The sequence below is a fragment of the Collinsella aerofaciens genome (genome assembly GCF_040910185.1).
In the GTDB taxonomy this organism is placed as follows: Bacteria; Actinomycetota; Coriobacteriia; order Coriobacteriales; family Coriobacteriaceae; genus Collinsella; species Collinsella aerofaciens_BF.
Genome location: NZ_JBDGBA010000025.1, coordinates 1 through 26,266, shown reverse-complemented (window position 1 = coordinate 26,266; position 26,266 = coordinate 1). Strand labels below are relative to the sequence as shown.

The 26,266-nt window shown below is 59.0% G+C and carries 24 protein-coding genes; 20 read left to right on the top strand and 4 right to left on the bottom strand.

Features of this window, described 5'->3' with window-relative positions; translation table 11 throughout:
• Positions 1-281: 281 nt before the first annotated feature.
• The 4 genes from AB5Z54_RS08860 to AB5Z54_RS08845 all read left to right on the top strand — a co-directional run bounded on the left by AB5Z54_RS08860 (position 282) and on the right by AB5Z54_RS08845 (position 4,646).
• Entirely contained in the window at positions 282-1,598 is a 1,317-nt protein-coding gene (locus AB5Z54_RS08860) for an ABC transporter substrate-binding protein (protein ID WP_138341397.1), read from the top strand.
• Between the two features lie 87 nt (positions 1,599-1,685).
• Positions 1,686-2,540, top strand: a complete 855-nt coding sequence (locus AB5Z54_RS08855) for a carbohydrate ABC transporter permease (RefSeq protein WP_055285610.1) — start codon at positions 1,686-1,688, stop codon at positions 2,538-2,540.
• Positions 2,540-3,379, top strand: coding sequence for a carbohydrate ABC transporter permease (locus AB5Z54_RS08850; RefSeq protein ID WP_006235865.1), 840 nt, complete (start codon positions 2,540-2,542; stop codon positions 3,377-3,379). The genes AB5Z54_RS08855 and AB5Z54_RS08850 overlap by 1 nt, the downstream gene beginning before the upstream one ends.
• A 67-nt stretch (positions 3,380-3,446) precedes the next feature.
• Positions 3,447-4,646 (top strand): ABC transporter ATP-binding protein, encoded by a 1,200-nt coding sequence (locus AB5Z54_RS08845; protein ID WP_138375222.1) that lies wholly within the window; start codon positions 3,447-3,449, stop codon positions 4,644-4,646.
• 457 nt (positions 4,647-5,103) lie between these two features.
• On the opposite strand, the gene glgP is transcribed toward AB5Z54_RS08845, so the two are convergent.
• The 3 genes from glgP to galE all read right to left on the bottom strand — a co-directional run bounded on the left by glgP (position 5,104) and on the right by galE (position 10,288).
• Positions 5,104-7,371: a glycogen/starch/alpha-glucan family phosphorylase gene (gene glgP, locus AB5Z54_RS08840; protein ID WP_229025988.1), complete on the bottom strand. Its 2,268-nt coding sequence runs from the start codon at positions 7,369-7,371 to the stop codon at positions 5,104-5,106.
• Between the two features lie 128 nt (positions 7,372-7,499).
• A complete protein-coding gene (gene malQ / locus AB5Z54_RS08835; RefSeq protein ID WP_368161253.1) occupies positions 7,500-9,017 on the bottom strand; it encodes a 4-alpha-glucanotransferase in 1,518 nt (505 codons plus the stop codon).
• Positions 9,018-9,226: 209 nt separating this feature from the next.
• Entirely contained in the window at positions 9,227-10,288 is a 1,062-nt protein-coding gene (gene galE / locus AB5Z54_RS08830) for a UDP-glucose 4-epimerase GalE (protein WP_006235870.1), read from the bottom strand.
• Positions 10,289-10,554: 266 nt separating this feature from the next.
• Between galE and AB5Z54_RS08825 the strand changes: the two genes are divergently transcribed.
• Complete coding sequence (locus AB5Z54_RS08825; protein WP_368161252.1) at positions 10,555-11,760, top strand: coiled-coil domain-containing protein; 1,206 nt, start codon at positions 10,555-10,557, stop codon at positions 11,758-11,760.
• Between the two features lie 218 nt (positions 11,761-11,978).
• Here the strand turns inward: AB5Z54_RS08825 and murB are convergent, their stop codons facing one another.
• The gene (murB, locus tag AB5Z54_RS08820) at positions 11,979-12,941 is read right to left on the bottom strand and encodes a UDP-N-acetylmuramate dehydrogenase (RefSeq protein WP_368161251.1); all 963 of its coding nucleotides are present in this window, start codon (positions 12,939-12,941) and stop codon (positions 11,979-11,981) included.
• Positions 12,942-13,124: 183 nt separating this feature from the next.
• Here murB and AB5Z54_RS08815 point away from each other — a divergent pair, with 183 nt between their 5' ends.
• From AB5Z54_RS08815 to AB5Z54_RS08745, 15 genes are all read left to right on the top strand, one after another.
• Positions 13,125-14,153: a LacI family DNA-binding transcriptional regulator gene (locus AB5Z54_RS08815; protein ID WP_368161250.1), complete on the top strand. Its 1,029-nt coding sequence runs from the start codon at positions 13,125-13,127 to the stop codon at positions 14,151-14,153.
• Between the two features lie 188 nt (positions 14,154-14,341).
• Positions 14,342-14,830, top strand: a complete 489-nt coding sequence (locus AB5Z54_RS08810) for a hypothetical protein (protein ID WP_368161249.1) — start codon at positions 14,342-14,344, stop codon at positions 14,828-14,830.
• A 38-nt stretch (positions 14,831-14,868) separates the two neighbouring features.
• Complete coding sequence (locus AB5Z54_RS08805; protein ID WP_368161248.1) at positions 14,869-15,636, top strand: GntR family transcriptional regulator; 768 nt, start codon at positions 14,869-14,871, stop codon at positions 15,634-15,636.
• Entirely contained in the window at positions 15,621-16,334 is a 714-nt protein-coding gene (locus tag AB5Z54_RS08800; RefSeq protein WP_368161246.1) for a GntR family transcriptional regulator, read from the top strand. Before AB5Z54_RS08805 ends, AB5Z54_RS08800 begins: the two co-directional genes overlap by 16 nt.
• 195 nt (positions 16,335-16,529) lie before the next feature.
• The gene (locus tag AB5Z54_RS08795) at positions 16,530-17,645 is read left to right on the top strand and encodes an SIS domain-containing protein (RefSeq protein WP_368161245.1); all 1,116 of its coding nucleotides are present in this window, start codon (positions 16,530-16,532) and stop codon (positions 17,643-17,645) included.
• A 60-nt stretch (positions 17,646-17,705) separates the two neighbouring features.
• A complete protein-coding gene (locus AB5Z54_RS08790) occupies positions 17,706-18,767 on the top strand; it encodes an SIS domain-containing protein (protein WP_271747061.1) in 1,062 nt (353 codons plus the stop codon).
• A 46-nt stretch (positions 18,768-18,813) separates the two neighbouring features.
• The gene (locus tag AB5Z54_RS08785) at positions 18,814-19,233 is read left to right on the top strand and encodes a PTS sugar transporter subunit IIA (protein WP_035137739.1); all 420 of its coding nucleotides are present in this window, start codon (positions 18,814-18,816) and stop codon (positions 19,231-19,233) included.
• 57 nt (positions 19,234-19,290) lie between these two features.
• Positions 19,291-19,773: a PTS sugar transporter subunit IIB gene (locus AB5Z54_RS08780; RefSeq protein ID WP_099432286.1), complete on the top strand. Its 483-nt coding sequence runs from the start codon at positions 19,291-19,293 to the stop codon at positions 19,771-19,773.
• 58 nt (positions 19,774-19,831) lie between these two features.
• Positions 19,832-20,605: a PTS mannose/fructose/sorbose/N-acetylgalactosamine transporter subunit IIC gene (locus tag AB5Z54_RS08775; protein WP_368161243.1), complete on the top strand. Its 774-nt coding sequence runs from the start codon at positions 19,832-19,834 to the stop codon at positions 20,603-20,605.
• Positions 20,586-21,419: a PTS system mannose/fructose/sorbose family transporter subunit IID gene (locus tag AB5Z54_RS08770; protein ID WP_147329364.1), complete on the top strand. Its 834-nt coding sequence runs from the start codon at positions 20,586-20,588 to the stop codon at positions 21,417-21,419. Before AB5Z54_RS08775 ends, AB5Z54_RS08770 begins: the two co-directional genes overlap by 20 nt.
• Positions 21,420-21,507: 88 nt before the next feature.
• Positions 21,508-22,398 carry a DMT family transporter gene (locus AB5Z54_RS08765; RefSeq protein WP_368161241.1) on the top strand — a complete coding sequence of 297 codons (891 nt, stop codon included), beginning with the start codon at positions 21,508-21,510 and terminating at the stop codon, positions 22,396-22,398.
• Positions 22,399-22,623: 225 nt separating this feature from the next.
• On the top strand, positions 22,624-23,397 hold the full coding sequence (locus AB5Z54_RS08760) for a PTS mannose/fructose/sorbose/N-acetylgalactosamine transporter subunit IIC (RefSeq protein WP_368161240.1): 774 nt from the start codon (positions 22,624-22,626) through the stop codon (positions 23,395-23,397).
• Positions 23,378-24,211: a PTS system mannose/fructose/sorbose family transporter subunit IID gene (locus tag AB5Z54_RS08755; RefSeq protein ID WP_147329364.1), complete on the top strand. Its 834-nt coding sequence runs from the start codon at positions 23,378-23,380 to the stop codon at positions 24,209-24,211. The genes AB5Z54_RS08760 and AB5Z54_RS08755 overlap by 20 nt, the downstream gene beginning before the upstream one ends.
• Positions 24,212-24,303: 92 nt before the next feature.
• Complete coding sequence (locus AB5Z54_RS08750; protein WP_192919619.1) at positions 24,304-25,518, top strand: MFS transporter; 1,215 nt, start codon at positions 24,304-24,306, stop codon at positions 25,516-25,518.
• A 170-nt stretch (positions 25,519-25,688) separates the two neighbouring features.
• The coding region (locus AB5Z54_RS08745; RefSeq protein ID WP_497007496.1) for a phosphoheptose isomerase family protein at positions 25,689-26,266 on the top strand (578 nt) is incomplete at its 3' end.

Below are 26,266 nucleotides of genomic sequence, written 5' to 3'. Positions count from 1 at the left end.
CTCATGCCCTCAAAGAGAAAACGCCCGGTCAAACCGACGATGCATCGGCTTGACCGGGCGTTTTCTCTGCATTCGATAACAAATAATTGTTTATACAAAACTTGTCAAGTATCAAGTTGAAATTACCGTTCACCGAAGTTTTTCTACCGCTCTAGTAATACTTGTTCAAACAACTAGCCAAATAGCGTATCGTACAAATCAGCAAAAGGGGCAAAGTCCCCGAGCCAATCTCCGAAGGCGGCGGCAAAGGGTGCCGCCACGGTGTGAAAGGGTGGATTGTAATGAAGAACGAAATGAGCAGAAGGCAGTTCCTGGGCTTTGCTGGTTCCGCGGCTGCGGTTCTTGGTCTGGGTCTCGTGGGCTGCGGTGGTTCTGCCGGCTCCGGCTCCTCTGCTTCTGGTGACGCTGCCGAGGTCTACTTCCTCCAATTCAAGCCCGAGGTCGATAAGGAGTGGAAGGAGATCGCCAAGGCCTATAAGAAGGAGAAGGGCGTCGAGGTCAAGATCGTGACCGCCGCCTCCAACACCTACGAGGAGAAGCTCAAGTCCGAGATGTCCAAGAGCTCCGCTCCGACCCTGTTCCAGGTCAACGGCCCCACCGGCCTTAAGAACTGGAAGGATTACTGCGCCGACCTGTCCGATACCAAGCTTCGCGGTGAGCTCATTGACGACTCCTTGGCTCTGCAGTCCGACGGCAAGGATCTGGGTATCGACTGGGTCCAGGAGAGCTACGGCATCATCTACAACAAGCAGCTGCTCGAGAAGGCTGGCTACAAGGCCGAGGACATCAACTCCTTCGACAAGCTGAAGGCTTGTGCCGACGACATCCAGGCCCGCAAGGACGAGCTTGGTGTTGAGGGTGCCTTTACTTCCGCCGGCATGGATGACTCCTCCAGCTGGCGCTACACCACCCACCTCGCCAACCTCCCGCTCTACTACGAGTTCGAGAAGGAGCACAACCAGGAGGACGACGAGATCAAGGGCGAGTATCTCGACAACTTCAAGCAGATTTTCGACCTGTACATCACCGACTCCACCTGCGATCCTTCGCAGCTTGCCTCCAAGACCGGCGACGACGCCACCAACGAGTTCGCAACCGGCAAGGCCGTCTTCTATCAGAACGGTTCTTGGGCCTACGCTGACCTCACCAAGGCCGGCATGACCGACGATCAGATTGGCATGATGCCCATCTACATCGGTGTCGACGGCGAGGAGAACCAGGGCCTGTGCTCCGGCGGCGAGAACTACTGGTGCGTCAGCTCCCAGGCTTCCGAGGATGCCCAGAAGGCCACCGAGGACTTCATGTATTGGTGCGTCACTTCTGACACCGCCACCAGCATCATCGCTGACAAGATGGGTCTGACTGCCCCGTTCAAGAGCGCTAAGGAGACCACCAACGTCTTCTCGCAGCAGGCCGTTGCCATGGCCAAGGACGGCAAGAAGACCGTCGCTTGGGACTTCGTTTACATCCCCTCTGAGGAGTGGAAGAAGAACCTCAAGCAGGCTCTGATTGCCTATGCTGCCGACAACAGCAAGTGGGACGGCGTCAAGAACGCCTTCGTCGATGGCTGGAAGACCGAGAAGGCTGCTTCCGAGTAAGCAGTTGCTGCCCAAGCTATCTGATTAGCGACAGGGGGCGGGCAGACGTTGGTTTGCCCGCCCCCTGCATATTGAAAGGACCCTTCTATGGGCAAAGCACTCAAGCGCTGGTGGCCGCTCTTTATGCTGCCCACGTGTCTGGCGTTTATGATCGGGTTCGTGATCCCCTTTATCCAGGGTTTCTATCTCTCGTTCTGCCAGTTTATTACCATCAACAACACGCACTTTGTCGGTATCGAGAACTACGTGCGCGCACTGTCCGATCCGCAGTTTGCCACGTCGTTCTTCTTTACCGTGGCGTTTGCCTTCCTGTCGACGGTGCTCATCAACGTGATCGCCCTCGCCATCGCGCAGGCGCTCACCCGCAAAGCGCTCAAGGGCACCAACATCTTCCGTACGATCTTCTTTATGCCTAACCTGATCGGCGGCATCGTGCTGGGCTACATCTGGCAGATTCTGATCAACTGCCTGCTCTCCAACGTGGGCGCCCAGCTCATCGCCCTTAACTCTGCTGCTGGCTTCTGGGGCCTTATCATCCTGACCCTGTGGCAGCAGGTCGGCTACATGATGATCATCTACATCGCTGGTCTGCAGTCCATTCCGTCCGACTACATCGAGGCCGCCAAGGTCGACGGTGCCACGGCATGGCAGACGTTTTGGAAGGTTAAGATCCCTAACCTGATGCCGACCATCACTATCTGCCTGTTCCTGTCCATCACCAACGGCTTTAAGCTGTTCGACCAGAACCTCGCCCTTACCGGCGGCGCCCCCGCGCACTCCACCGAGATGCTCGCCCTGAACATCTACAACACGTTCTATTCGCGTGCCGGTATCGCATGGCAGGGCATCGGTCAGGCCAAGGCAGTTATCTTCTGCATCCTGGTCGTAGCCATCTCCATGATTCAGCTTAAGGCCACGAGGTCCAAGGAGGTGCAGCAGTAATGAAACGCGATAAGGTTATCAACCGCGCGCTCTCGATTTTCTTTACGATTCTGTCGCTCGCGTGGATCTACCCCGTGTTCATGATTGCGCTCAATTCCTTTAAAAAGGCAACTGCAATCAGCACCACCACGGCATTCGATCTGCTCACGCCCGAGACGTTCAACGGCCTCGCAAACTACATGCATGCCCTTAACGAGCAGGGCTTTGCCTCGGCATTTATGTACTCGCTCATCATCACGGTCACGTCGGTCGTGCTGATTCTGGTGTGCTGCTCCATGTGTGCTTGGTACGTAGTGCGCGTCAACAGCAAGATCTCGAACTTCTTCTATTACCTGTTCGTCTTCTCGATGGTCGTGCCCTTCCAGATGCTCATGTTCACGCTGTCCAATTTGGCGGACCGCATCGGCTTCAACACGCCGTTCAACATCTGCTTTATCTACCTCGGCTTTGGCGCGGGCCTGGCGGTCTTTATGTTCGCCGGCTTTGTAAAGAACATCCCGCTCGAGATCGAAGAGGCGGCCATGATCGACGGCTGCAACCCGGTCCAGGTGTTCTTTAAGATCGTCCTTCCCATCATGAAGCCCACCTATCTTTCGGTCGGCATCCTCGAGACCATGTGGGTCTGGAACGACTATCTGCTGCCCTACCTTACGCTCGACTCCACCAAGTACAAGACCATTCCTATCTTGATCCAGTACTTCCGCGGCGGCTACGGCCACGTCGAGCTCGGCCCCATGATGGCCTGCATCATGATGGTCGTTATCCCCATCGTCATCATGTACATCCTCTGCCAGAAGTACATCATCGACGGCGTGGTGGCAGGTGCCGTCAAGGGCTGATGCCGTAACTGTTTTGCAAGTTTCTGCGGCGCCCTCAACATGGTGCCGCATATCGAAAGGTAAAGACATGGCCGAGATCGTTCTCAAACATGTTCAGAAGGTGTATCCCAACACCGAGTCCAAAAAGAAGGGCTTCTTTGGCAAAAAGAAGAAGACCGAGGAGAAGAAGCACAACCTCAAGGTTACCGAGGATGGCGTGCTCGCTGTTGAGGACTTTAACCTCACCGTTCACGACCAGGAGTTCGTCGTCCTCGTTGGCCCGTCTGGCTGCGGTAAGTCCACGACGATGCGCATGGTCGCCGGCCTGGAGGACATTACCTCGGGCGACGTGCTCATCGACGGCAAGCGGGTCAACGACGTGGCGCCCAAGGACCGCGACATCGCCATGGTGTTCCAGAGCTACGCTCTGTACCCCAACATGACGGTGTACGAGAACATGGCGTTTACGCTTGAGCTCAAGAAGGTCTCCAAGGACGAGATCGACCGTAAGGTTCGCTCCGCTGCCGAGATCCTGGGTATTACCGAGTACCTCGACCGTAAGCCCAAGGCGCTTTCGGGCGGCCAGCGTCAGCGTGTCGCTATCGGCCGCGCCATCGTGCGTGACCCCAAGGTCTTCCTGATGGACGAGCCGCTGTCCAACCTGGACGCCAAGCTTCGTAACCAGATGCGTGCCGAGCTCATCAAGCTGCGCCACGAGATCAAGGGCACGTTCATCTACGTCACTCACGACCAGACCGAGGCCATGACCCTTGGCGACCGCATCGTGGTCATGAAGGACGGCGTCGTCCAGCAGATCGCCACGCCGCAGGAGGTCTTCAACCATCCCGCGAACATCTTCGTCGCCGGCTTCATCGGCGTGCCGCAGATGAACTTCTTCGATGCCCAGCTGGTGCGCTCGGGCAACGGCTTTACCGTCAAGACCGAGGACATGAACGTTGCTCTCGCCCCCGAGACCTGCGCTCAACTCGCTCTTAACTGGGACGGCGGCGACGTGAAGGAGATCACGGCCGGCGTGCGCCCCGAGCAGATCCTGCTTGCCGACAAGGGCGAGGAGGGTGCGCTCCAGGGTACCGTCGAGGTGACCGAGCTCATGGGTTCGACCGAGCACGTCCACGTGACCGCCCCCGACGGCCAGTTTGTCCTGATTATCCCCGTCGTCGACCTCGAGGCCAAGGGCGCGCTCAAGGCTGGCGACACCATCTGGTTCAAGTTCGAGAAGAACGCGACCCATCTCTTCGATAAGGTGTCTGGCAAGAACCTTATCTAGGCCCGGTGCATCCAGGCCCTCCCTTTGGGCGACTGCGGTATTGCCATCCTTTTGCCGCGGTCACATATAAGGCTCCCCTCCCGTCCGCTGGGCGAGAGGGGGGCCTTTCTTTGTGCTGGGGGTGTCTGACCGGTCGTTTGTCTCGATCTGTAACGGGTAGGGCCGATTTCGGACGCTAGGTGTTACAGATCGAGACGGTTCCGCCGAGCTAACCATTTCATCTAAATCTGTAACACCAAAGGCGAATTTCAGTTGCTAGATGTTACAGATTGAGATAAACCCAAGGGGAGGGGCCGGTATGTCTCAATCTGTAACAGCTGGGGCCGTTTTTACCGAGTAGCTGTTACAGATCGAGATTGTTTGGTCGAGTCGGGTCACAGGGTAACGTGCGGGCACAAAAAACGGAGCCGTGTTGCCACGACTCTGTTTCTCAAGAGGATGGGTAAGGGAAGCGAAATTAGTTCAGGTGCCAGATCTCGTCGTTGTACTGGGAGATGGTGCGGTCGGACGAGAAGGCGCCGGCGTTGGCGATATTGATGAGCGCCTTGCGCATCCAGGCGTCCTGGTCCTCGTAGTCGGCCAACACGCGCTCCTTGGTCTGGATGTACTCCTCGATGTCGAGCAGGGCCATAAACCAGTCCTTGCCCTTAATGTCGTCGTGCAGGCGCTGCAGGCGCTCGGCGTTGCCGGTCGCCATAAAGGCGGGGTTGGTGATGAAGTCCACCAGCAGTTTAATGCCGGGCTTGCGGTAAAGTGCACCGGCGCTGTAGGTGCCGTCGGCATAGAGCTGCTCGACCTGCTTGGACGAGGCACCAAAGGTATAGATATTCTCGTCGCCCACGAGCTCGGCAATCTCCACGTTGGCGCCGTCGAGCGTGCACAGGGTTAGGGCGCCGTTGAGCATGAACTTCATGTTGGAGGTGCCGCTCGCCTCCTTGGAGGCCAGGCTGATCTGCTCGGAGATATCAGCGGCGGGGATCACGCGCTCGGCGGCGGTGACGTTGTAGTTCTCGATCATGACGACCTGCAGGTAGGGAGCCACGTCGGGGTCGTTTGCAATCCACTGCGACAGCGTCAAGATCAGATGGATGATGTCCTGCGCGATAGTGTAGGCAGGCGCCGCCTTGCCGCCAAAGATGATGGTGACGGGGTGCTTAGGTCTGTTGCCGTTCTTGATATCGAGGTACTTCCAGATGATGTAGAGCGCGAGCATCTGCTGACGCTTGTACTCGTGGATGCGCTTGACCTGGACGTCGATGATGGCGTTGGAGGGAATGGTCACGCCCTGCTCGAGCGCCATGAACTGGCGCATGATGGCCTTGGCTTCGACCTTGGTGGCGGCCAGGCGCTCAAGAACGTCCTTGTCGTCGGCGAACTTGGCGAGTTTGCTCAGATCGCCGGTGCTGCGCCAGTCGGTGCCGATCACATCGTCGAGCAGGCTGGCGAGCGCGGGGTTGGCCCCATGGATCCAGCGGCGGAAGGTGATGCCGTTGGTCTTGTTGGAGAACTTCTTGGGATAGATCTCGTAGAACGGATGAAGCTCGGTGTCCTCCAGGATCTTGGTGTGGAGGGCGGCTACGCCGTTGATGGAGAAGCCAAAGTGGATGTCCATGTGGGCCATGTGGACGGTATCGTGTTCGTCGATGATGGCGACGCGCGGGTCATCGTGCTCGGCCTTCGCGATCTCATCGAGCTTGACGATAATGTCGGCGATGGCAGGGGAGACCTTCTGCAGGCTGGCGAGCGGCCACTTCTCGAGCGCCTCGGCAAGAATCGTGTGGTTAGTGTAGGCGACCATGGAGCGTACGATGGTCACAGCCTCGTCAAACTCGATGCCATGTTCGGTGGTGAGCAAGCGAATGAGCTCGGGGATGACCATGGTGGGGTGCGTGTCGTTAATTTGGACCACGGCGTAGTCGGCCAGATCGTGCAGGTTGCTGCCGCGCTCGACGGCCTCGTCGATCAGGAGCTGGGCGGCGTTGCTCACCATGAAGTACTCCTGATAGATGCGAAGTAGGCGGCCCTGCTCGTCGGAATCGTCGGGGTAGAGGAACAAGGTGAGGTTCTTGGCGATCTCGGTCTTGTCGAAGTCGATGGAGCTGCCGGGGACCAGGCCGTCGTCGACGCTCGCCAGGTCGAACAGGCGCAGGCGGTTCTTGGTGGGCTGGCCGTAACCGGGCACATCGATGTTGACGAGCTTGGAAGTAACGGCAAAATCGCCGAACTCGACGGTGTAGGAGCGGTCATCGTCGACTAGGATGTCCTGCTCACCGAGCCACTCGTCGGGGACGGCCTTCTGCTGGTTGTCGACAAAGCGCTGACGGAACAGACCGTAGTGATAGTTGAGGCCCACGCCATCGCCGGTCAAGCCCAGCGTGGCGATGGAATCCAGGAAGCACGCGGCCAGGCGGCCCAGGCCGCCGTTGCCGAGCGACGGCTCGACCTCGAACTCCTCGATCTTGTTGAGGTCGTGGCCTGCGGCGGTGAGCTGGTCCTTAACCTCGTCGTAGATGCCAAGGTCGATCATGTTGTTGATGAGCAGCTTGCCGATCAAAAATTCGGCGGAAATGTAATAGAGCTTTTTCTTGCCGTTGTTGAGCGGGCAGGCGGCGGAGCGCTCCTGCACGAGTTTGACCAGCAGCTTGTAAATGCGACGGTCGTCGAGCTGCTCGAGCGAGGTGCCAAAAGACTGCTCGGCGAGTTCCATGAGGTTAATTTGGGGCATGTTTTCTCCTGTGATGGGTTGTTTCATGTCTGCAATTCATAAGAAGCCCGCGCGAGGGGATTGGGGTGGCCTCGCGCGGGAAAAGCAAGCGCGTCCGCACGGTGGGGAGGGGTCGGGCGCGGTAGCTCCTATTGAGGAAGCTCGATTTCGGCTTCCGACGGGATGCGGAAGTAGGTCTCGGTCCAGTCGGTGAGTTTGTGCTCGAGCTCGCGGGTGATGGCGCCGTCGAGCATGCGCCAGGTCCAGTTGCCGCCCAGCGTGGCAGGGGTGTTGATGCGCGCCTCGTTGCCCAAGTTGAGCAGGTCCTGCATGGTGTAGATGCACGTGTCGCTCACACTGGCGGCGATGGTGCGGTTGAGTGCGTCTGCCATGGGTTCGCCGGCCTGCTGATGGGTGTACAGGGCTGCCTGCTCGCGCTGACGCGGGGTGGCCGTTCCCTCAAACCAACCGCGCGCTGTCTCGTTGTCGTGGGTGCCCACATAGGCGACGGTGTTGGCGATGTAGTTATGCGGCAGGTAGTACGAGTTGGTGCCCTCAAAGGCAAACTGCAGGATCTTCATGCCGGGGAAGCCCGAGTTGTCGCGCATATCGATGACGCCGGGGGTAAGGAAGCCCAGGTCCTCGGCGATAATAGGCAGCGTGCCGAGCTTTTCCTCGAGCGTCTTGAAGAGCTTGAGGCCGGGACCCTGTGTCCACGAACCGTAGGACGAGTCGGGCGAGGAGAACGGCACCTCCCAGTAGGCCTCAAAGCCACGGAAATGGTCCAGACGGATAACGTCGTACATGTTGAGTGCGGCGCGGATGCGGCCTTCCCACCAAGAGAAGCCGTCTGCTTCCATGGCATCCCAGTCATAGATGGGATTGCCCCAGTACTGGCCGGTGGCCGAGAACTGGTCGGGCGGCGTGCCGGCGACGCTCACGGGATTGCCGGCGGCGTCGATCTTAAAGAGCTCAGGCGTCGCCCACATCTCGACGGAGTCACGCGAGACATAGATGGGCAGGTCGCCGATGATGAGAATGTCGCGCTCGTTGGCATAGGCCTTGAGGCGGCTCCACTGGCGATCGAAGAAGTACTGTGTCATCTGGTGGTAGAGCATACGCGCCGGATGGTCGGCGCAGACCTTGGCGGAAGCCTCGCCGCGGGTGCGGAGCTCCGCGGGCCACTCCCAAAATGCCTTGAGACCGCACTCCTCTTTGACGGTCATGAACTCACAGTAGGGGATGAGCCAGTCCTCGTTGGCCTGGATAAAGTCATCGAAATCGGCCGGCTTGTCGGCGGCAAAGCGCTCGGCGGCGCGGTCGAGAATCTGACGGCGGCCGCCAAAGATAGCACCGTAGTCGACATTGCTGGGGTCGGATCCCAGATAGACGCCATCGATATCGCGCTGCTCCAGATACCCTGCCTCGATAAGCTCGGCAAAGTCGATAAAGTTGGGGTTGCCTGCGCGGGCCGAGAACGACTGATAGGGCGAATCGCCATAGCTGGTCGTCGTAAGGGGCAGAATCTGCCAGTAATGTTGTTTGCACGAGGCGAGAAAATCGACGAAGTCGTAGGCATTCCAGCCAAAGCCGCCGATTCCGTATGGTCCGGGCAGAGATGAGACGGGCATGAGGACGCCGCTTGCACGCTCCATGAATGCGCTCACCAACCTTCTTGTTGTGGGGTCGGCCTGCCGATGGGTGTGCAGTCCGCCTCCGATGTTCTGATTCGATACGCCTATTGTAAAACATGTTGTTTAAACATGTACAGGCAAGATAAAAAAGTTGGTCGATTTTCGGCGAATGGTTACATGCCATGAAAAAGCCCCGACCTCACAACGTGAGATCGGGGCAAGAGCGGTATGTAGGTTTTTTGCTACTCGGCGTCGGCGAAGCCGTTGGGGTTGTGGCTCTGCCAGTTCCAGCTATCGCGGCACATGTCCGCGATGTCGTACTGGGCCTTCCAGCCCATCATGCGCTCGGCCTTGGAGGCATCGCACCAGTTGGCAGCGATGTCGCCGGCGCGGCGCTCGCGGATCACGTAGGGCAGCTCCTTGCCACAAGCCTTGGAGAAGGCGGCGACGACCTCGAGTACCGAGGTGCCGGTGCCGGTGCCCAGGTTAAAGATCTCGACGCCGGTCTTGCCGTTCATCCAGTTAAGGGCGGCAACGTGACCAGAGGCCAGATCGCACACGTGGATGTAGTCGCGCACGCCGGTGCCGTCGGGGGTGGGGTAATCGTTGCCAAAGACCTGAACGGCCTCGAGCTTGCCCACGGCAACCTGGGCGACATAGGGCACCAGGTTGTTGGGGATGCCCTTGGGGTCCTCGCCGATCAGGCCTGACGGATGAGCGCCGATGGGGTTGAAGTAACGGAGCAGCACGACGTCCCACTCGGGGTCGGCGGTGTGGACGTCCATAAGGATCTGCTCGATCATCCACTTGGTCCAACCATAGGGGTTGGTCGCGGGCTTCTTAGGATCCTCCTCGGTGACGGGCGGGTTGTCCGGGTCGCCGTAGACGGTCGAGGAGCTCGAGAAGATGATGGACTTGCAGCCATGGTTGCGCATGACGTCGATGAGCACCAGGGTGTTCTCGATGTTGTTGTGGTAGTACTCGACGGGCTTGCTCACCGACTCGCCGACGGCCTTAAAGCCGGCAAAGTGGATGACGCGGTCGATCTGATGGGTATCGAAGATCTTGTTCATCGCATCGCGGTCGAGCACGTTGGCCTCGTAGAAGGTGAGGTTCTTGGCGGCCTCGTCGCCCACGATGGTCTTGACGCGGTCGACGGCGACGGCGCTGGAGTTGGAGAGATCATCGACGATGACGACCTGGTAGCCACCCTCGAGCAGCTGAACGACGGTGTGCGAGCCGATAAAGCCGGCGCCACCGGTAACGAGGACACAGGTGTCTTTGGGGTCGAGTGCTTTGGACATGTAGTCTCCTATCGAATCAGGAACACTTCTTCAGGGGAGTATAGCGCAGGCAGGGACGCCCAAATCGTGCGCTGTAGGAAAAGCAGAGGATTGTGCTAACGTACTCATAGAAGAGCTTGCGTACGCATAACCTGATCTGTGGCATTTGCTTACGAGCCGCTGACCTTGCAGTTTCCTGCCGTTCGTGGAAATCGTTGGGACGCGCCATATGTACGCTAATATGTATGAGTTGAGCGACATATAAATAAGCATGTAACGGAGTACATATGTCACCAAACAGCGATTCCATCCTTTCCCAGGAGCTCTCGCGCCGCACTGCCCTCAAGGCCCTGTTCGGCGCCGCTTCTGCGGCAGTTCTTTTTGGCCTGCCCGCTCGCGCCCATGCGGCGGAGGCTTCCAAAGAAACCACCGATAAACTGAATGCCGCCCAGGCCCAGCTCGACGAGGTTCAGGCCCAGCTCGACAGCATCGCAAATGAGTATGCGGCGCTGGCCAACAAGAATGCCCAGACCCTCAACGACATCGAGAATGTCCAGGGCAAGATTGACGACACGCAGGCCCAGATCGATGAAAAGAAGGCCGAGCTCAAGAAGAAGCGCAACGACCTTTCCGATCGCGTGGCCGCCAGCTACAAGTCCGGCGGCACGAACATCCTGTCGCTGCTGCTGGCCTCTGGCTCGTTTGAGGAACTCGTCGCCAACGCGCATTACGTTGAGAAGATCAACAAGAGCGACCGCGACGCCATCGAGGACATTCAGACCATCCAGGAAGAGCTCGATGCGCAAAAGACCGAGCTCGAGTCGCAGAAGGCCGACTTAGAGAAGCTCAAGGACCAGCAGACTGCCCAGATGCAGGACATGCAGGCCAAGCAGCAAGAAGTCCAGACCGTGCTGAACGGTCTTTCCGACGACGTCAAGGAGCTCATGGCTCAGCGCGATTCCGAGATCCTCGCTGCTGCCCAGGCTGAGGAGGCCGCTAGGAAGGCTGCCGCTGCCGCGGCTGCCGCGAACAAGAACAATTCCTACTCGGGTGGTTCGAGCTCGGGTGGCGGATCGTATGCGCCCGGAACTCCGCAGCAGAATGCCGGCTCGGGCAAGCAACAGGCCGTCGTCAACGCGTGCTACTCCACGCCTTCGCCGGGTCAGAATTGGTGCGCGGCGTGGGTTACCAACGTGTTCCGTAACGCCGGAGTGGGCTACTTTGGCGGCAATGCGTGCGACATGTTTAACGCCTGGTGCTACAGCTCCAATCGTTCGGCGCTGCAGGTGGGCATGATCGTGGCCGACTCGTCGCACAGCGGCACCGGTACGCCGGGTCTGCTGTACGGACACGTGGGCATCTATGTTGGCGGCGGCATCGTTATGAGCAACGAGGGCGCCATCACGTCGAGGTCGCTTGACTCGTTCATTGGGTTCTACGGCACTGGCTCTGGCGTGCGTTGGGGCTGGCTTGGCGGTATTGCGCTGTCGTAACGATAAGTTGGGCCGGGACAGTCCGAGAGGCATAAGGTTGCCTGCTCGGACAGTCCTGCTCGCACGGAGAGCACATTAAGTGCTCTCCGGCTCGTGCGGAACTCGCGATCAACCTTATGCCTCTCGGACTATCGCGGCCCTCTCGGGTCCTGAGCGCGACACACCGGACTGGGTTATCTGAATAAATATGGTGAAGGCCCCTTTCGGGGCCTTCTTTGTTAGAGGAATTCGCCTACTCGGTGGACTTCGGGTTGTAGGTCTACTCCGAATTGGTCTTTGACGGTTGTTTGGATGTGGCGGATGAGTTCGTCGACGTCGGCGGCGGTGGCGTGGTTGGCGTTGACGATGAAGCCGCAGTGCTTCTCGCTCACTTGGGCGCCGCCGATAGCGTGGCCGCGCAGGCCGGCGTCCATGATGAGCTTACCGGCAAAGTGGCCCTCGGGGCGCTTGAAGGTGGAGCCGGCGCTCGGCATGTCGAGCGGCTGCTTGTCCTCGCGGCGCTGACGGTAGTCGTCCATGTCGGCCTTGATCATCGCGGCGTTGCCCGGGGCGAGATTGAAGGTGGCCGAGAGCACGATAAAGCCGTCGTCGGCGATGCGGCTCTTACGATAGCCCAGATTGAGCTCGTCGACATCGAACTCGATGATGCTGCCGCTACCGCGGGTGCCGTCGTCGAGCATGCGAGCGGGCTTGTAGACGCGTACAGATTCCAGTACATCGGCCATGCAGGCACCGTAGGCGCCGGCGTTCATGTAGCAGGCGCCGCCGACCGATCCGGGGATGCCCGAGATGGGCTCCATGCCGGTGAGGCAGGCTTCGGCGGCAGCCGCGGCGACATCGGAAAGCAAGGCGCCAGCTGCCGCCGTGACGCGCATGCCATCGACGGTGATGTCGGAGAGACCTTTGCCCAGCGCCACGACGACGCCACGGATGCCCTTGTCGCCAACGAGCAAGTCGGAGCCGTTGCCTACGATGGTGAGCGGTAGATCGCAGCGATAACAGGTATCGAGCGTGGCGACGAGGCCCTGCTCGGTGTCGGGCGTGACAAAGACATCGGCCGGGCCGCCGATCTTAAACGTGGTGTGCTCGCGCATGGGCTCGCTCATGAGTACGTTGTCCTCGCCGGCAACGCCGGCGAGCGCGCAAAGCAGGTCCTCGTTAAAAAAGTCGTTCTCGTGCATACGAATATCCGCCTTTTGGTGGTTGTTGTCATCAATCGATTGCAATATACCCCACCTGGACGGATTTGGTGCGCTGACGGCGATAAAACAGCCGTCCACCGGATTGGTAAAGTGTTTATCACCGAGGTAGATGGGCAGTCGCTATACTTTCAAGAGATTGCGCGTAAACCCGGAAGGAGCGAGATGGCCAACAAAGTCACCCTCAAGCAGATCGCCCAGGAGGTGGGGCTTTCCCCTTCGTCGGTCTCGCTTGTTCTCAATAATCGGCCCTGTCGCATCTCGGAAGAAAACCGCAAGCTCATCAAGGAGGTTGCGGCGCGCAACCACTATGTTCCTAACCAGATCGCGCGCAGCCTGGTCATGCGCGAGTCGCGCACACTGGGCCTTATCGTTCCCAATATCGAGAGTCGCTTTTTTGCCTCGCTTGCCGGCAGCTTGGAAAAGCGCTGCCGCGAGGACGGTTACGCGCTCTTTATTACCAGCTCGGGCGGAAGCGCCGAGGACGATCTGGAGCTCCTGCGCCAGCTGGTGACGCGCGGCGTCGATGGTGTGTTCTTGGTCGTGGGTGACGAGTTCTCCGACGACCGCGCCCTGCGCGAAGAAGTCAGCCATCTGCCCATCCCGGCGGTAATGGTCGACCGTGCCATTGAGGGGCTCGAGTGCGACAAGGTGATGTTCGACCACGAGATGGGTGGTTACATGGCCACCCGCTATCTGATTGAGCAGGGCCACCGTCGCATTGCCTGCTTGGTTAATGCGCGCCGTTCCAATACGGGTCGTAAACGTCTTGCCGGCTACGAGCGCGCACTGCGCGAGGTGGGGCTGCCCATCGATGCGCGTTTGGAGTTTGAGAGCGAGTACTACATTCCGAGCGCATACGAGGCTTCGGAGGCGGTGCTCGCAACTGACGCCACCGCCGTGTTCGCAAGCTCGGACAACATTGCGCTGGGTCTGCTCAAGCGCTTACACGAGATGGGGAAGAGCATCCCAGGCGATATCTCGGTCGTAAGCTATGACAACTCGGCGGCCGACGTTCTCTTTGAGCCGGCGCTGACCGCGATTGAGCAGGATCCCGGTGTCCTCGCGGAGCATGCTTTTGGCTGCATGTCCAAGCGTCTTGCCGGTAGGGGCGGTAGACGTGCCGAAGAGGTCGTTCTGGAGCCGGCGCTTATAGTGAAGGGCAGTGTGCTTGACCTTACCGAATATAGCTAAGCGCACTTGTTTGTTTGCATAGATTGCATGCGGAGTGTCCGCTATTTGCCGGCAGGCGCCCCGGCCCTCGTCCGTAAACTCTTCCGCTGAGCGAGCCATAGGCGCCGCGCACCGATGTGATAAAGCGACGGCTTGAAATTGGTGCTATATTCAGCTTGAGTTGTTTAATGCTAGTACGGGAGGCTGATATGGGGCTGTTCAAGAAGAAAAACCCGCAGGATGCCTTTGATCCCGATGTGTTTACCATCACGGATACGATTTTGGACCCGCCGCGGTTTACGTTTTTGCCGGCTATCTACCAGGATGCCACGCGTCGCAAGTGGGCCGTACATCAGCGCGGCGGCGAGCCGAAGATTTTTGACTATGCGGACGTGTTGCAGTGCGAAGTGGCCGAGGCAGGCGATCCGGAGGCCGAGGAAGTGGCCTCAAAACGGGAATTTGCCCAGCGTATCCTGGCGAATCCTGCCAAGGCAGCAAAAATAAATGCCGCCAAGCGTAATATGTGTCTTGGTATGGGCGTTGTTGTGGCGGTTCAGACGGGAAAAGACGAGGTTTCCAAATTGGAGATTCCCGTTATGACCGACGAAGTCAAACGCGATTCAAGTCTATATAAGTCGTATCGGAATGTCGCCGAGAAGATCAAGGCCGAATTTGATGCCATGGGAGGGCTGGCCTAATTTTGGCGGCATACGTTTCTGAATGAGGAGTCTGTGCAATGGCAGGCGAATCTTATGCAATTCCCCCCAAAGATCGTGCTGTTGAGGGAATTCTTTGGTATATCCAGCACCATCAGCTTGCCGGCGGCGATCGCCTGCCGGCCGAGCGCGTGCTGTGCGAAGAGATCGGCGTTTCGCGTACGGCGTTGCGCGCTGGTATCACGCGGCTCATCTCGTGTGGAACGCTCGAGAGCCGTCGCGGATCGGGTACGTATGTGTGTCCTCCCAAGCCGCTGAACATCTTTCAGGAAACGTATAACTTTTCCGATGCTGTGCGGACTGCCGGCCTGCACCCTTCTTCTCGTCTGGTTTCCACCGGGACCATCGAGGCGGATGAGGCGCTTGCCGACAAGCTTGGGGTGTCTGTAGGCGCTCCTTTACTCCGTATGCAGCGCGTTCGACTTATTGAGGGCGAGCCGGCGTCAATCGAGACCGCTCACGTTAACCTGTCCCTGTGTCCCGCGCTTCCCGATCACGATTTTGAGTGTGAGAGCCTTTACGATGTCCTGCTCAAAGAAGGCGGCGTGCGTTTTGAGCATGGACGTGAGCATATTTCCATCTCGCGTTTGAACGCCGAGGAGGCCGAGCTGCTCCAGCAAGAAGAGGGAACGCCGGTGTTCTATGAGAGCACGATCGAATTTGATAAGGACATGCGTTTTGTGGAGCATTGCAAATCGGTGATTTTGCCCACAAAGTTCCGCTTTGCCGATAACGGCGAAGAGAACGGCATGAGGAGCGTGGCAGGTGAACAATGGCTGAAACAGTAGTTGCCACCCCGGTTTATATGCGCATTCGACGCCGCATCGAGGAGCGTATCGAGCGCGGAATATATCCCACGGGTTCCATGATTCCGTCCGAAAAAGACCTCGCCGAGGAATTTGGTACGACACGCTTGACCATCCGAAGTGCTGTCGATGAGTTGGTTCGGCGTGGGCAGATTCGACGCGTCCGCGGAAAGGGCGCGTTTGTGGCACAGAAAGTGCCCGTTGCGTACGAGCGAACAGGAGGCTTTCGCGAATCGGTTCGTGCTTCGGGTGGCGAGCCGTCCGTCCGCATCCTCGCGCGTTCCAAGCGTTATGCGGGCCCATATTATGCCAACCTGTTTGGTATTGCCGAGGACGATTTGCTGTATTCGATTCGGCGTTTGAACTGCGTCAACGGCGACCCCGTATCGATTGAGACGGCGTTCATCCCGTGCCTGCTGTTTCCCACAATCGAAGATATTGACGTGTCGGTCTTCAGTTTGTACGAGACCTATGAGATGTTGGGCCGAAAGCCGGTCATGGCACAGGAAAAGCTCGATATCGAAGCGCTGGGCGCACGAGATGCCGGCCTGCTTGGACTGGAGCAGGGCGATTTTGCCTTGACGCTTGAGTGCGTGAGCTTCGATGCGAGCGGCCAGGCGATCGAGTACGTCAAGTCGTTTAACCGCGGTGATGCGGGTGGATATACCTATACGTACTAGCTGGTTTTTTTGCATAACGGGCTGAAAAGCTGACGGAATTTTGATTCGTTGGGTCAGCTGTATATACAACCTTACAGGGCTCAAAATCGACCGTTCGCCGAAGGGAATAAATTAATCGACAAAGAGGTATCAAAAAGCCGTAACCTGTAATCGTGATTGGTATCAAATACTAATGATTTGTTGCGAGGTGAGACGATGAAGATGCTCGATTACGTTCAACTCGCCCATGTGCGTATGGGAGAGAACCTCGAGCGTTCGTCTGAGCTGGTAGCGCAGCTCGTTGATATTTTCCAGTCCGGTTCTTTTGACGCGCTGCGCATCGTTGCTTCGGGTTCGTCGCGCCATGCCGCCGATTGCGCCCGCGATTACCTGCAAGATGCGCTGCAAATGCAGGTGTCCGTTGTGACGCCCGAGGCCTTCGTTGATTTTGAACACACCTATCCGCAGCATGCGCTCAACATCGCCGTCTCGCAGAGTGGCTATTCGACCAATACGATTGCGGCGCTCGATTACATGCGCGCACACGATATGGCTGCAGTTGCGCTCACGGCAAACGTCGAGGCGCCCATCAAGGAGCACACTGACATCGTTCTTGACTACGGTGTGGGCGTCGAGTCGGTGGACTTTGTGACTCTGGGCGTCGAGGTGCTCGTTGAGTACCTGGTGCTCTTTGGTATTTACGGCGGTCGGGCGCGCGGAACGATTGACGCCAAGGGCGTTGCCCAGCGTCTTGACGACCTGCGCGAGGCCATCCAGGCCAATGCCGTGATGTGCAAGACCGCCGAGGAATATGTCCAAGACCACATGCTCGAGCTTTCTGAGCACATGCCCGCCATGGTCGTCGGCAACGGCCCCAACTACGGCGTTGCCGAGGAGGCGGCGCTCAAGCTGAGCGAGACCATCAAGATTCCTGCCATGCATCACGAGGGCGAGGAGTTCGTTCACGGTCCCGAGATGCAGATCGTTCCGGGCTATCTGGTGTTTATCGTTGACGATCCGCAGGGGTCGGAGCGTCTTGCGAATATCGCCGATGCGCTATCGAACGTTACGACAAAAACGGTGCTGCTCACGGCCCATCCCAGGGGTAAGGCTCACGAGGTTGCGGTGCCTCAGGTGGCTCCGCTGCTCAGCGCAATTCCCAATCTTGTGTTCTTCCAGACGATTGCGGCCATAATCGCCGAGCGTCTGAAGTCATGGGACGTGCACCCGTATCTCGATGCCGTCTCCAAGCAAATGGAGGTCAAGGCAGAGGGCTACGAAGAGTCAGTCAATGCGCTTAAGGCCAAAGCGGCTGAGTGTTACGGAATGTAAGCGGGTTTTGATGCCCGTTGGCATGGGGGATGTGGAAACAACCCCAGAAAGGAGAGACAAATGAAGGAAACCGAGAAGATCGAGATCATGCATTTCGACCAGGAGGGCTATCTCGAGGACGGTAAGGCGCTCTACGAGACCGGCAAGAAGATGACCGCGCTCGCCGACAAGGTCGCCGACGAGGGCTACGACGCCGTGTTCCTGATGGGCGTCGGCGGCACCTGGGACGAGCTCATGCAGCTCGAGTACCTCATGAACAAGTTCGGTGACCGCGACCTCGAGGTCTACTTGATCCACGCCGCCGAGTGGAACGCCATGGGCCACAAGCGCATGACCGAGAAGTCCGTCGTGCTCACCGCCTCCGAGTCCGGCACCACCCCCGAGGTCCTCGAGGCCGTCAAGAAGATGAAGGACATGGGCGTGCGCGTCTACGCCATGACCAAGCCCGAGGGCCCCATCGGCCAGGCTGTGGGTGCCGAGAACTGCGTCGCCATGGCTTCTGACCATGGTTCGGGCGGCTGCGAGAAGGGCTACTACCTCGCCGACTGCTTCGGCCTGCGCCTGCTCAACCGCCGCGGCTGCTTCCCCAAGTTCGATCTGTTTATCGAGCAGACCAAGGATATCTGGAAGGACATGCTCGACATCCGCAAGCGCTTCGAGCCGCGCGCCGAGGAGCTCGCCAAGAAGTACGCCCTGGCCCCCTACACCATGTTCATCGGCTCCGGCGCCCTGTGGGGCGAGACGATCCTGTTCTCGATGTGCATCCTGGAGGAGATGCAGTGGAAGCGCACCCGCTACATCACCTCGGCCGACTTCTTCCACGGCACCCTCGAGCTCGTGGAGCCCGGCGTCCCCGTGTTCCTGTTCATGGGCGAGGACGAGAACCGCAAGCTCGACGAGCGCGTCCGCGCCTTCCTGACCCGCGGCGTGACCGGCGACACCGACATCAACATCATCGACACCGCCGAGTTCGCGATCCCCGGCCTTGACGATGAGTTCCGCGTCATCGTCTCCCCGTGGATTCTGACGGTGCTCGTGACCGACCGCCTGGCTCGCTACTACGAGACGGTCACCAAGCACAACCTCAAGTATCGTCGCTACTATCACCAGTTCGACTACTAAAGAAAACGGGTGCGGGAACGTGCCGGGCTATTGAGAGGAACACAGAATGAGACAGTACATCATCGCCAGCCATGCGCACTTCGCCACCGGCATCAAGGAGAGCGTCGAGCTGCTCTCGGGCGCTCGCGACAACGTCCACGATCTTTCGATGTTCGTCGATGGCCGCATGGACGTGGCCGAGGAGGCCCAAAAACTGCTGGCAGGCATGTCTGCCGACGATGATGTCGTTGTCTGCACCGACCTCTTTGGCGGCAGCGTCAACAACGAGTTCACCAAGATCGTCCAGACGCGTCCCCGCACGTACCTCGTTACCAACATGAACCTTCCTCTGCTCATCCAGCTGCTGTTCTCTGACGAGTCGGCGCCGGTTGAGGAGACGATTCGCGCCATCGTCGCTGCGGACGATACGCGCGTGAAGTTTGTCAACGATCTTTTGGTCGATGACGACGAGGAAGAAGAGTTCTAATCCGCAGCACCTACTGACACGCCGTAAGACGGCACAAGACCTTTGGGGGGTCACATTATGATTCAGCTACTTCGCGTTGACCATCGCCTGCTTCATGGCCAGGTCGCAGTTTCCTGGGTTCAGGGCCTTGGCTCCAACTGCATCTTCTGCGTGGGCGATAAGGTCGCTAACGACCCGGTGTGGAAGACGACGCTCAAGATGGGCAAGCCTGCCGGCTGCAAGCTTGTCATCAAAGATATGGAGCATGCAATCGAAGCTATCAACTCGGGCGTGACCGACAAGTACAAGATGATCATCTGTGTCGCCACTATTGCTGAGGCAAAGCAGCTTGTTGAGGGCTGCCCGCAGATCAAGTCGGTCAACCTGGGCAACACCAAGCCCAAGGACGAGAAGCGTCCCGATGCGCGTCAGGTCTCTCGTCAGATCTTCCTGACCGCGGCCGAGGAAGCCGATGTGCGCGAGATGCTGGATCGTGGCGTTGAGGTCGAGATTCGACCCCTGGCCGATGACCCCAAGGTTGACTGCGCCAGCGTGCTCTAGGCGTTCAATTTCGAAGAGTCTGAGCTCTTCGTAGTGTCCTATTAGGAAAGGGGGATATATGCTTGCCCAAGCAATCCTCATCGGACTTATCGCCGCATTTGGTAAGTTCGACTGCCAGCTCGGTACGCTCTATGCGTTCCGCCCCATCGCCCTGTGCCCGCTCGTGGGCCTGGTGCTGGGGGACCTGCAGTCCGGCCTCGCGATCGGTGCGAGCCTGGAGCTGCTGTTCATGGGCTCGATCTCCATCGGCGCCTACGTGCCGCCCGATGAGACGATCGGCGGCGTGCTCGCCTGCGCCTTCGCTATCCAGCTGGGCCAGAGCACCGAGGCAGCCATCGCGCTCGCTATGCCCATCGCCACGCTGTGCCTTGCCATCAAGAACATCCTCAACGCCGCCCTGCCGATTTTGGTTGACCGCGCCGATGTTTTCTCTGCCCAGGGCAACCTTAAGGGCGTCTATGCGATGCACTTCCTGATCGGTTTGACCGGTATCATCATGGCGTTCCTGCTGTGCTCGCTGTCGTTCTATCTGGGTGCTGACGCCATTCAGGGCCTGCTCGACTTCATCCCGCCCTTTGTCCTTGCTGGCTTTGGCGTTGCCGCCAACATCCTGCCGGCCATGGGCTTCGCCATGCTCGGCCGCCTGGTGCTCACCAAGCAGCTCGTGCCCTTCTACTTCCTGGGCTTCCTGCTGTGCTCCTACGCCAACGTGCCCGTCCTGGGCGTCGCCCTGATCGCCATCATCATCGGCATCGACAAGTTCGACCTGCTCGGCCTGGGCGGAGCCCAGCCCCAGCTCTCCGCGGAAGGGGATGAGGACGATGACTTCTAGTCCCGAGAACAAGATCACGCGCTCCGACCTCGTCAAGAGCGCCGTCAACGTCGGCGCCCTGGGCATGGAGTTCTCCTGGACCTACTACAAGCAGATGAACATCGCCTTCTGCCTGATGGTCGCCAACATGCTCAAGAAGATCTACGCCGGCCGCCCCGACGACTACGCCGAGGCCCTGCACCGCCACTGCGCGTTCTTCAACATCACCGTCCAGTTCGCCCCGTTCGTCGGCGGCATCGCGATGGCCATGGAGGAGAAGGTCGCCCGCGGCGAGATCGAGCCCGAGAGCGTCAACGACGTCAAGGCCGCCCTCATGGGCCCGCTGTCCGGCATCGGCGACTCCATCTTCCTGTCGACGCTGCGCGTGGTCGCCGCCGCGGTGGGCATCAGCCTGTGCCAGGCCGGCAACCCCTTCGGCCCCATCGCCTTCCTGCTCATCTACAACGTCCCCGGCTTCGCGCTGCGCATCTGGGGCGCCGTCAAGGGCTACGAGCTGGGCGTGGGCTTCCTGGACGAGGCCCAGAGGACCGGCCTCATGCAGAAGATCATGACCTGCGTGGGCATCGTGGGCGTCATGGTCGTGGGCGCCATGTGCAAGGACATGTTCTGGGCCAGCATCCCGGTGGCCATCGGCTCGGGCGAGGACGCCCAGACCCTCCAGGACATCCTGGACGGCATCATGCCCGGCATGCTCGGCATGATCGCCTTCTGGCTGTACTACTGGCTGCTGTCCAAGAAGATCAACCCCATGGTGCTGATCGTGGCCACCATGGTCGTGGGCATCATCGGCGCGTTCTTCGGCGTGCTGGCGTAGGCTCCTGCGTTCTATTCTGCCCCCAAGGGAAACGGCGACCCATTGCGGTCGCCGTTTTTTATTACCGAAAGCTAGCTGGAGGTGCTTCGTGATTCGATCTGACAATCCACCCGATAATAGCGTGAGCGGGGCGATGTATCTATTTGGCACGGCGCTCTTGTGGAGTTTTATCGGCATCCTCGTTCGCGCCAATTCGCAGTCAGCTCTTTTGATCGGTGCCGTCACGGCAATATTTATGGCGCTCTTTATCCTGCTCGTCGGCAGGCCCGTCCTCCGCGTCAGTCGTCTTATTGTCCTTGTGGCCGTCTGTAACTTCGTAACGGGCACCACGTTTAACTTTGCCAACCAGCTCACGACGGTCGGCAACGCGATCGTTCTGCAGTACACTTCGATGATTTTCGTTATCGTGTATCAATCGCTCGCAACTCGCACGTTGCCCTCGCCTGCGAAGATTGCCTCCGTGGTGGTTGCTTTTACGGGTATGGGACTTTTCTTTTTAGGCGATTTGAGTGCCGAGGGCATGCTCGGCAACCTGCTTGCCGTCATTTCGGGCGCCACCTTTGGGCTGTGTTTCTTTTTGAACTCTCGCCCCGATGCGTCGCCCATGGTGTCCTCGCTCATCTCCTGCGGTATCTCGATGCTGCCGATTGTCTATTTTGCCGGCGCCCTAGACTCCGTGAGGCCATTTGAGTGGGGGCTCATGCTGGTGCATGGCCTTTTTTGCAGTGGCCTTGCGAGCGTGCTGTATGCCAAGGGGATTGCGCGCACCAACGCGTTTGCGGCCAACTTGGTTTGCATGAGTGAGGTCGTGCTCGCTCCCTGCTGGTCTGCGCTCCTCTTTGGCGAGGTCTTTCGCTGGAACGAGTTTTTGGGCGCGGCGATTATCGTTTTGGTGATTGTGGCCAACTTGGCATCCGATGCCTTTGGCGATGGCTTTCTGGTGACGCTTGTCCGCCATCGAAACAAAGAGCGCACCTGACGGGATACGTCTGCCGTTTACGGTAAAAAACACCCCGCTGAGCGAGTGGTATTAAATAGTAAGAACCTGCATACCTATAATTGGTATCAAATCATTTGTGCCTGGCATGGGTGTTAGCAGCACACCAGGTGCGCTTCGAGCCGTGTAATCGAACTCCCGGAATTGATATCAACAACGCGCGCGACGGGAGTGACGACGGTTCGAGATTCCTTATTGGGAGGAATTATGCTTGTCCAAGCAATCCTCGTCGGCTTAGTTGGAGCGTTTGGATGCCTCGACTACCAGCTCGGCACCCTTTACGCGTTCCGCCCCATCGTCCTGTGCCCGCTCGTGGGCCTGGTACTGGGGGACCTGCAGACTGGCCTTGCCGTTGGCGCCAGCCTGGAGCTGCTGTTCATGGGTTCGGTTTCCATCGGCGCCTACGTGCCGCCTAACGAAACCATCGGCGGCGTACTCGCCTGCGCGTTTGCCATTCAGCTCGGTCAGGGTACCGAGACGGCCATCGCGCTCGCCATGCCCATCGCCGTCCTTTCGCTGACGTTCGACAACATTACCAGTGCCTTGTTCCCCGTGTTTGTCGATATGGCAGACAAGTTCGCCCTCAAGGGAAATCTCAAAGGCATTTACGCCGTCCATTGGGGACTTGGAATCTGGGGCTGCGTCGAGTACTTCTTGCTGTGCGGCGGCGCATTCTACTTGGGGTCTGACGCCATCCAGGGCCTGCTCGACTTCATCCCGTCCTTTGTGATCGACGGTTGCGGCGTTGCCGCCAACATCCTGCCGGCCATGGGCTTCGCCATGCTCGGCCGCCTGGTGCTCACCAAGCAGCTCGTGCCCTTCTACTTCCTGGGCTTCCTGCTGTGCTCCTACGCCAACGTGCCCGTCCTGGGCGTCGCCCTGATCGCCATCATCATCGGCATCGACAAGTTCGACCTGCTCGGCCTGGGCGGAGCCCAGCCCCAGCTCTCCGCGGAAGGGGATGAGGACGATGACTTCTAGTCCCGAGAACAAGATCACGCGCTCCGACCTCGTCAAGAGCGCCGTCAACGTCGGCGCCCTGGGCATGGAGTTCTCCTGGACCTACTACAAGCAGATGAACATCGCCTTCTGCCTGATGGTCGCCAACATGCTCAAGAAGATCTACGCCGGCCGCCCCGACGACTACGCCGAGGCCCTGCACCGCCACTGCGCGTTCTTCAACATCACCGTCCAGTTCGCCCCGTTCGTCGGCGGCATCGCGATGGCCATGGAGGAGAAGGTCGCCCGCGGCGAGATCGAGCCCGAGAGCGTCAACGACGTCAAGGCCGCCCTCATGGGCCCGCTGTCCGGCATCGGCGACTCCATCTTCCTGTCGACGCTGCGCGTGGTCGCCGCCGCGGTGGGCATCAGCCTGTGCCAGGCCGGCAACCCCTTCGGCCCCATCGCCTTCCTGCTCATCTACAACGTCCCCGGCTTCGCGCTGCGCATCTGGGGCGCCGTCAAGGGCTACGAGCTGGGCGTGGGCTTCCTGGACGAGGCCCAGAGGACCGGCCTCATGCAGAAGATCATGACCTGCGTGGGCATCGTGGGCGTCATGGTCGTGGGCGCCATGTGCAAGGACATGTTCTGGGCCAGCATCCCGGTGGCCATCGGCTCGGGCGAGGACGCCCAGACCCTCCAGGACATCCTGGACGGCATCATGCCCGGCATGCTCGGCATGATCGCCTTCTGGCTGTACTACTGGCTGCTGTCCAAGAAGATCAACCCCATGGTGCTGATCGTGGCCACCATGGTCGTGGGCATCATCGGCGCGTTCTTCGGCGTGCTGGCGTAAGGGCCCGGCTGCATAGATTTTCGTTGCAACCTGGAAAGGGGATGGAGCAGGCCTATGCCCTCCATCCCCTTTTTTGTATAGAAGGAGTTCGTATGTTCGCGAAGGATCGCGAAGCAATGCGCCTGACGCCGGCAGAGGTCAGGCTGATTCTTATTGAGTCCCTGCAGTGGTGCGCCAACAACGCGGTCTACTTTTTGGGGCTTATCGGTGCGGCCACGTATGATCTGGCCGGCACGGCCTTTTTGGTTGCCGCCATTACGCTCGTGCGCAATCTTATGACGTCGGTGGGCAATATGGTGTCGGGCTCGGTCATTGATCGCTTTGGACCGCGCCGGACGTCGTTTGTGACGTGCGTGATTACGGCAGTGCTATCGCTTGGCGTGGGGTTGGCGCCGTTGTCTGTCCCCGGGCTTGTGTTTGCCGCGTGCGTCTTGGGACTTGCGGGCGGCTTTATCAACACCTGCACGCATGCGTTTCCGGGATACCTGGAGTCGACTACCGAGGGCCGTACCCGCGTGAACGGCCTCATGGTGTTCTACAGCAATATCGCCTATACCGCTGGCCCGCTGCTCGGCGGTGCCATCGTGAGCTGTTTTGCCACGCAATCGGTTTATCTGCTCATGGCGGGCATGATGGGTGTGGCGGCCGTGCTCTCCTTGGGCTGTCACGAGTGTGTTGCTCCCGCAAAAGGGGAGAAGCCGAAGGGCGGTATTCTGGGCGGCATGGCCGAGGGCGCGCGACTTACGTTTCGCGACCACGACTTGCGCCTCATCTTTATCTCGGGCTTTTTGGGTTTCTTTGCGTTTGGCGCGTTCGATTCGCTGGAGTCGTTGTTCTACCGTGATGTACTCAACGTGGATATCGTCTGGCTGGGCTGGTTGTCCTCGGTCGTGGGCCTCACTTCCTCGGTGGGTGCGTTCATCCTGACCAAGCTTTCTGCTCGCCATGTCAACCTGCGATTGCTGCTCGGCGCGCTCATGGCCGTGGGCATTGGGTCCATGGTGTACGTGGGCACCGATATGCTGGGGGTCGCGATTATCGGTCAGGCGATTAACGGTCTGGCCTGGGGGTTCCTGGAGCCGCTGCAGATGATCTTGATTCAGGAGCGTGCCGACATCAAATACCTGGGGCGCATTACCGGCTTTGTGCGTTTTGGCCTGATGAGCGCCGGCGTGGTGCCGCTGCTGGCGGCTCCGTTTTTGGCGGAGGCTTTGGGCGTCCAGACGGTACTGTTTGGAGCATCGACCATTATTGCGCTGGTAGGAACGCTGTTCTTTGTCACACAAGGGAGACGCCGGGGGCGTTAGCTATACATCAAATTCTAATTTGATACCACTCACCAGAGAATTTCGACCGTTCACCGAGGATTGGAATAGATTGAAAAGTGGTATTAAAAACACGTTGGGTGTATGTCTATAATTGGTATCGAAAAGAAACGCGATGTATAGATTCGCGTGCTGGACAGAAAGGAAAAGCCATGAAGGAAACCGAGAAGATCGAGATCATGCACTTTAGCCAGGAGGACTATCTCGAGGACGGCAAGAACGTCTACGAGACCGGCAAGAAGATGACCGCGCTCGCCGACAAGGTCGCCGACGAGGGCTACGACGCCGTGTTCCTGATGGGCGTCGGCGGCACCTGGGACGAGCTCATGCAGCTCGAGTACCTCATGAACAAGTTCGGTGACCGCGACCTCGAGGTCTACTTGATCCACTCCGCCGAGTGGAACGCCATGGGCCACAAGCGCATGACCGAGAAGTCCGTCGTGCTCACCGCCTCCGAGTCCGGCACCACCCCCGAGGTCCTCGAGGCCGTCAAGAAGATGAAGGACATGGGCGTGCGCGTCTACGCCATGACCAAGCCCGAGGGCCCCATCGGCCAGGCTGTGGGTGCCGAGAACTGCGTCGCCATGGCTTCTGACCATGGTTCGGGCGGCTGCGAGAAGGGCTACTACCTCGCCGACTGCTTCGGCCTGCGGCTGCTCAACCGCCGCGGCTGCTTCCCCAAGTTCGATCTGTTTATCGAGCAGACCAAGGATATCTGGAAGGACATGCT

What these genes read in the sequence shown, in the direction of transcription:
- AB5Z54_RS08770 (WP_147329364.1), top strand. Translation starts at nt 20,586, where the DNA reads ATGAGGACGATGACTTCTAGTCCCGAGAACAAGATCACGCGCTCCGAC.
- AB5Z54_RS08805 (WP_368161248.1), top strand. Translation starts at nt 14,869, where the DNA reads ATGGCAGGCGAATCTTATGCAATTCCCCCCAAAGATCGTGCTGTTGAG.
- galE (WP_006235870.1), bottom strand. Translation starts at nt 10,288, where the DNA reads ATGTCCAAAGCACTCGACCCCAAAGACACCTGTGTCCTCGTTACCGGT.
- AB5Z54_RS08750 (WP_192919619.1), top strand. Translation starts at nt 24,304, where the DNA reads ATGTTCGCGAAGGATCGCGAAGCAATGCGCCTGACGCCGGCAGAGGTC.
- murB (WP_368161251.1), bottom strand. Translation starts at nt 12,941, where the DNA reads ATGCACGAGAACGACTTTTTTAACGAGGACCTGCTTTGCGCGCTCGCC.
- AB5Z54_RS08780 (WP_099432286.1), top strand. Translation starts at nt 19,291, where the DNA reads ATGATTCAGCTACTTCGCGTTGACCATCGCCTGCTTCATGGCCAGGTC.
- AB5Z54_RS08790 (WP_271747061.1), top strand. Translation starts at nt 17,706, where the DNA reads ATGAAGGAAACCGAGAAGATCGAGATCATGCATTTCGACCAGGAGGGC.
- AB5Z54_RS08810 (WP_368161249.1), top strand. Translation starts at nt 14,342, where the DNA reads ATGGGGCTGTTCAAGAAGAAAAACCCGCAGGATGCCTTTGATCCCGAT.
- AB5Z54_RS08775 (WP_368161243.1), top strand. Translation starts at nt 19,832, where the DNA reads ATGCTTGCCCAAGCAATCCTCATCGGACTTATCGCCGCATTTGGTAAG.
- AB5Z54_RS08815 (WP_368161250.1), top strand. Translation starts at nt 13,125, where the DNA reads ATGGCCAACAAAGTCACCCTCAAGCAGATCGCCCAGGAGGTGGGGCTT.
- AB5Z54_RS08785 (WP_035137739.1), top strand. Translation starts at nt 18,814, where the DNA reads ATGAGACAGTACATCATCGCCAGCCATGCGCACTTCGCCACCGGCATC.
- glgP (WP_229025988.1), bottom strand. Translation starts at nt 7,371, where the DNA reads ATGCCCCAAATTAACCTCATGGAACTCGCCGAGCAGTCTTTTGGCACC.
- AB5Z54_RS08795 (WP_368161245.1), top strand. Translation starts at nt 16,530, where the DNA reads ATGAAGATGCTCGATTACGTTCAACTCGCCCATGTGCGTATGGGAGAG.
- AB5Z54_RS08845 (WP_138375222.1), top strand. Translation starts at nt 3,447, where the DNA reads ATGGCCGAGATCGTTCTCAAACATGTTCAGAAGGTGTATCCCAACACC.
- AB5Z54_RS08850 (WP_006235865.1), top strand. Translation starts at nt 2,540, where the DNA reads ATGAAACGCGATAAGGTTATCAACCGCGCGCTCTCGATTTTCTTTACG.
- AB5Z54_RS08760 (WP_368161240.1), top strand. Translation starts at nt 22,624, where the DNA reads ATGCTTGTCCAAGCAATCCTCGTCGGCTTAGTTGGAGCGTTTGGATGC.
- AB5Z54_RS08825 (WP_368161252.1), top strand. Translation starts at nt 10,555, where the DNA reads ATGTCACCAAACAGCGATTCCATCCTTTCCCAGGAGCTCTCGCGCCGC.
- AB5Z54_RS08860 (WP_138341397.1), top strand. Translation starts at nt 282, where the DNA reads ATGAAGAACGAAATGAGCAGAAGGCAGTTCCTGGGCTTTGCTGGTTCC.
- AB5Z54_RS08800 (WP_368161246.1), top strand. Translation starts at nt 15,621, where the DNA reads ATGGCTGAAACAGTAGTTGCCACCCCGGTTTATATGCGCATTCGACGC.
- AB5Z54_RS08855 (WP_055285610.1), top strand. Translation starts at nt 1,686, where the DNA reads ATGGGCAAAGCACTCAAGCGCTGGTGGCCGCTCTTTATGCTGCCCACG.
- AB5Z54_RS08755 (WP_147329364.1), top strand. Translation starts at nt 23,378, where the DNA reads ATGAGGACGATGACTTCTAGTCCCGAGAACAAGATCACGCGCTCCGAC.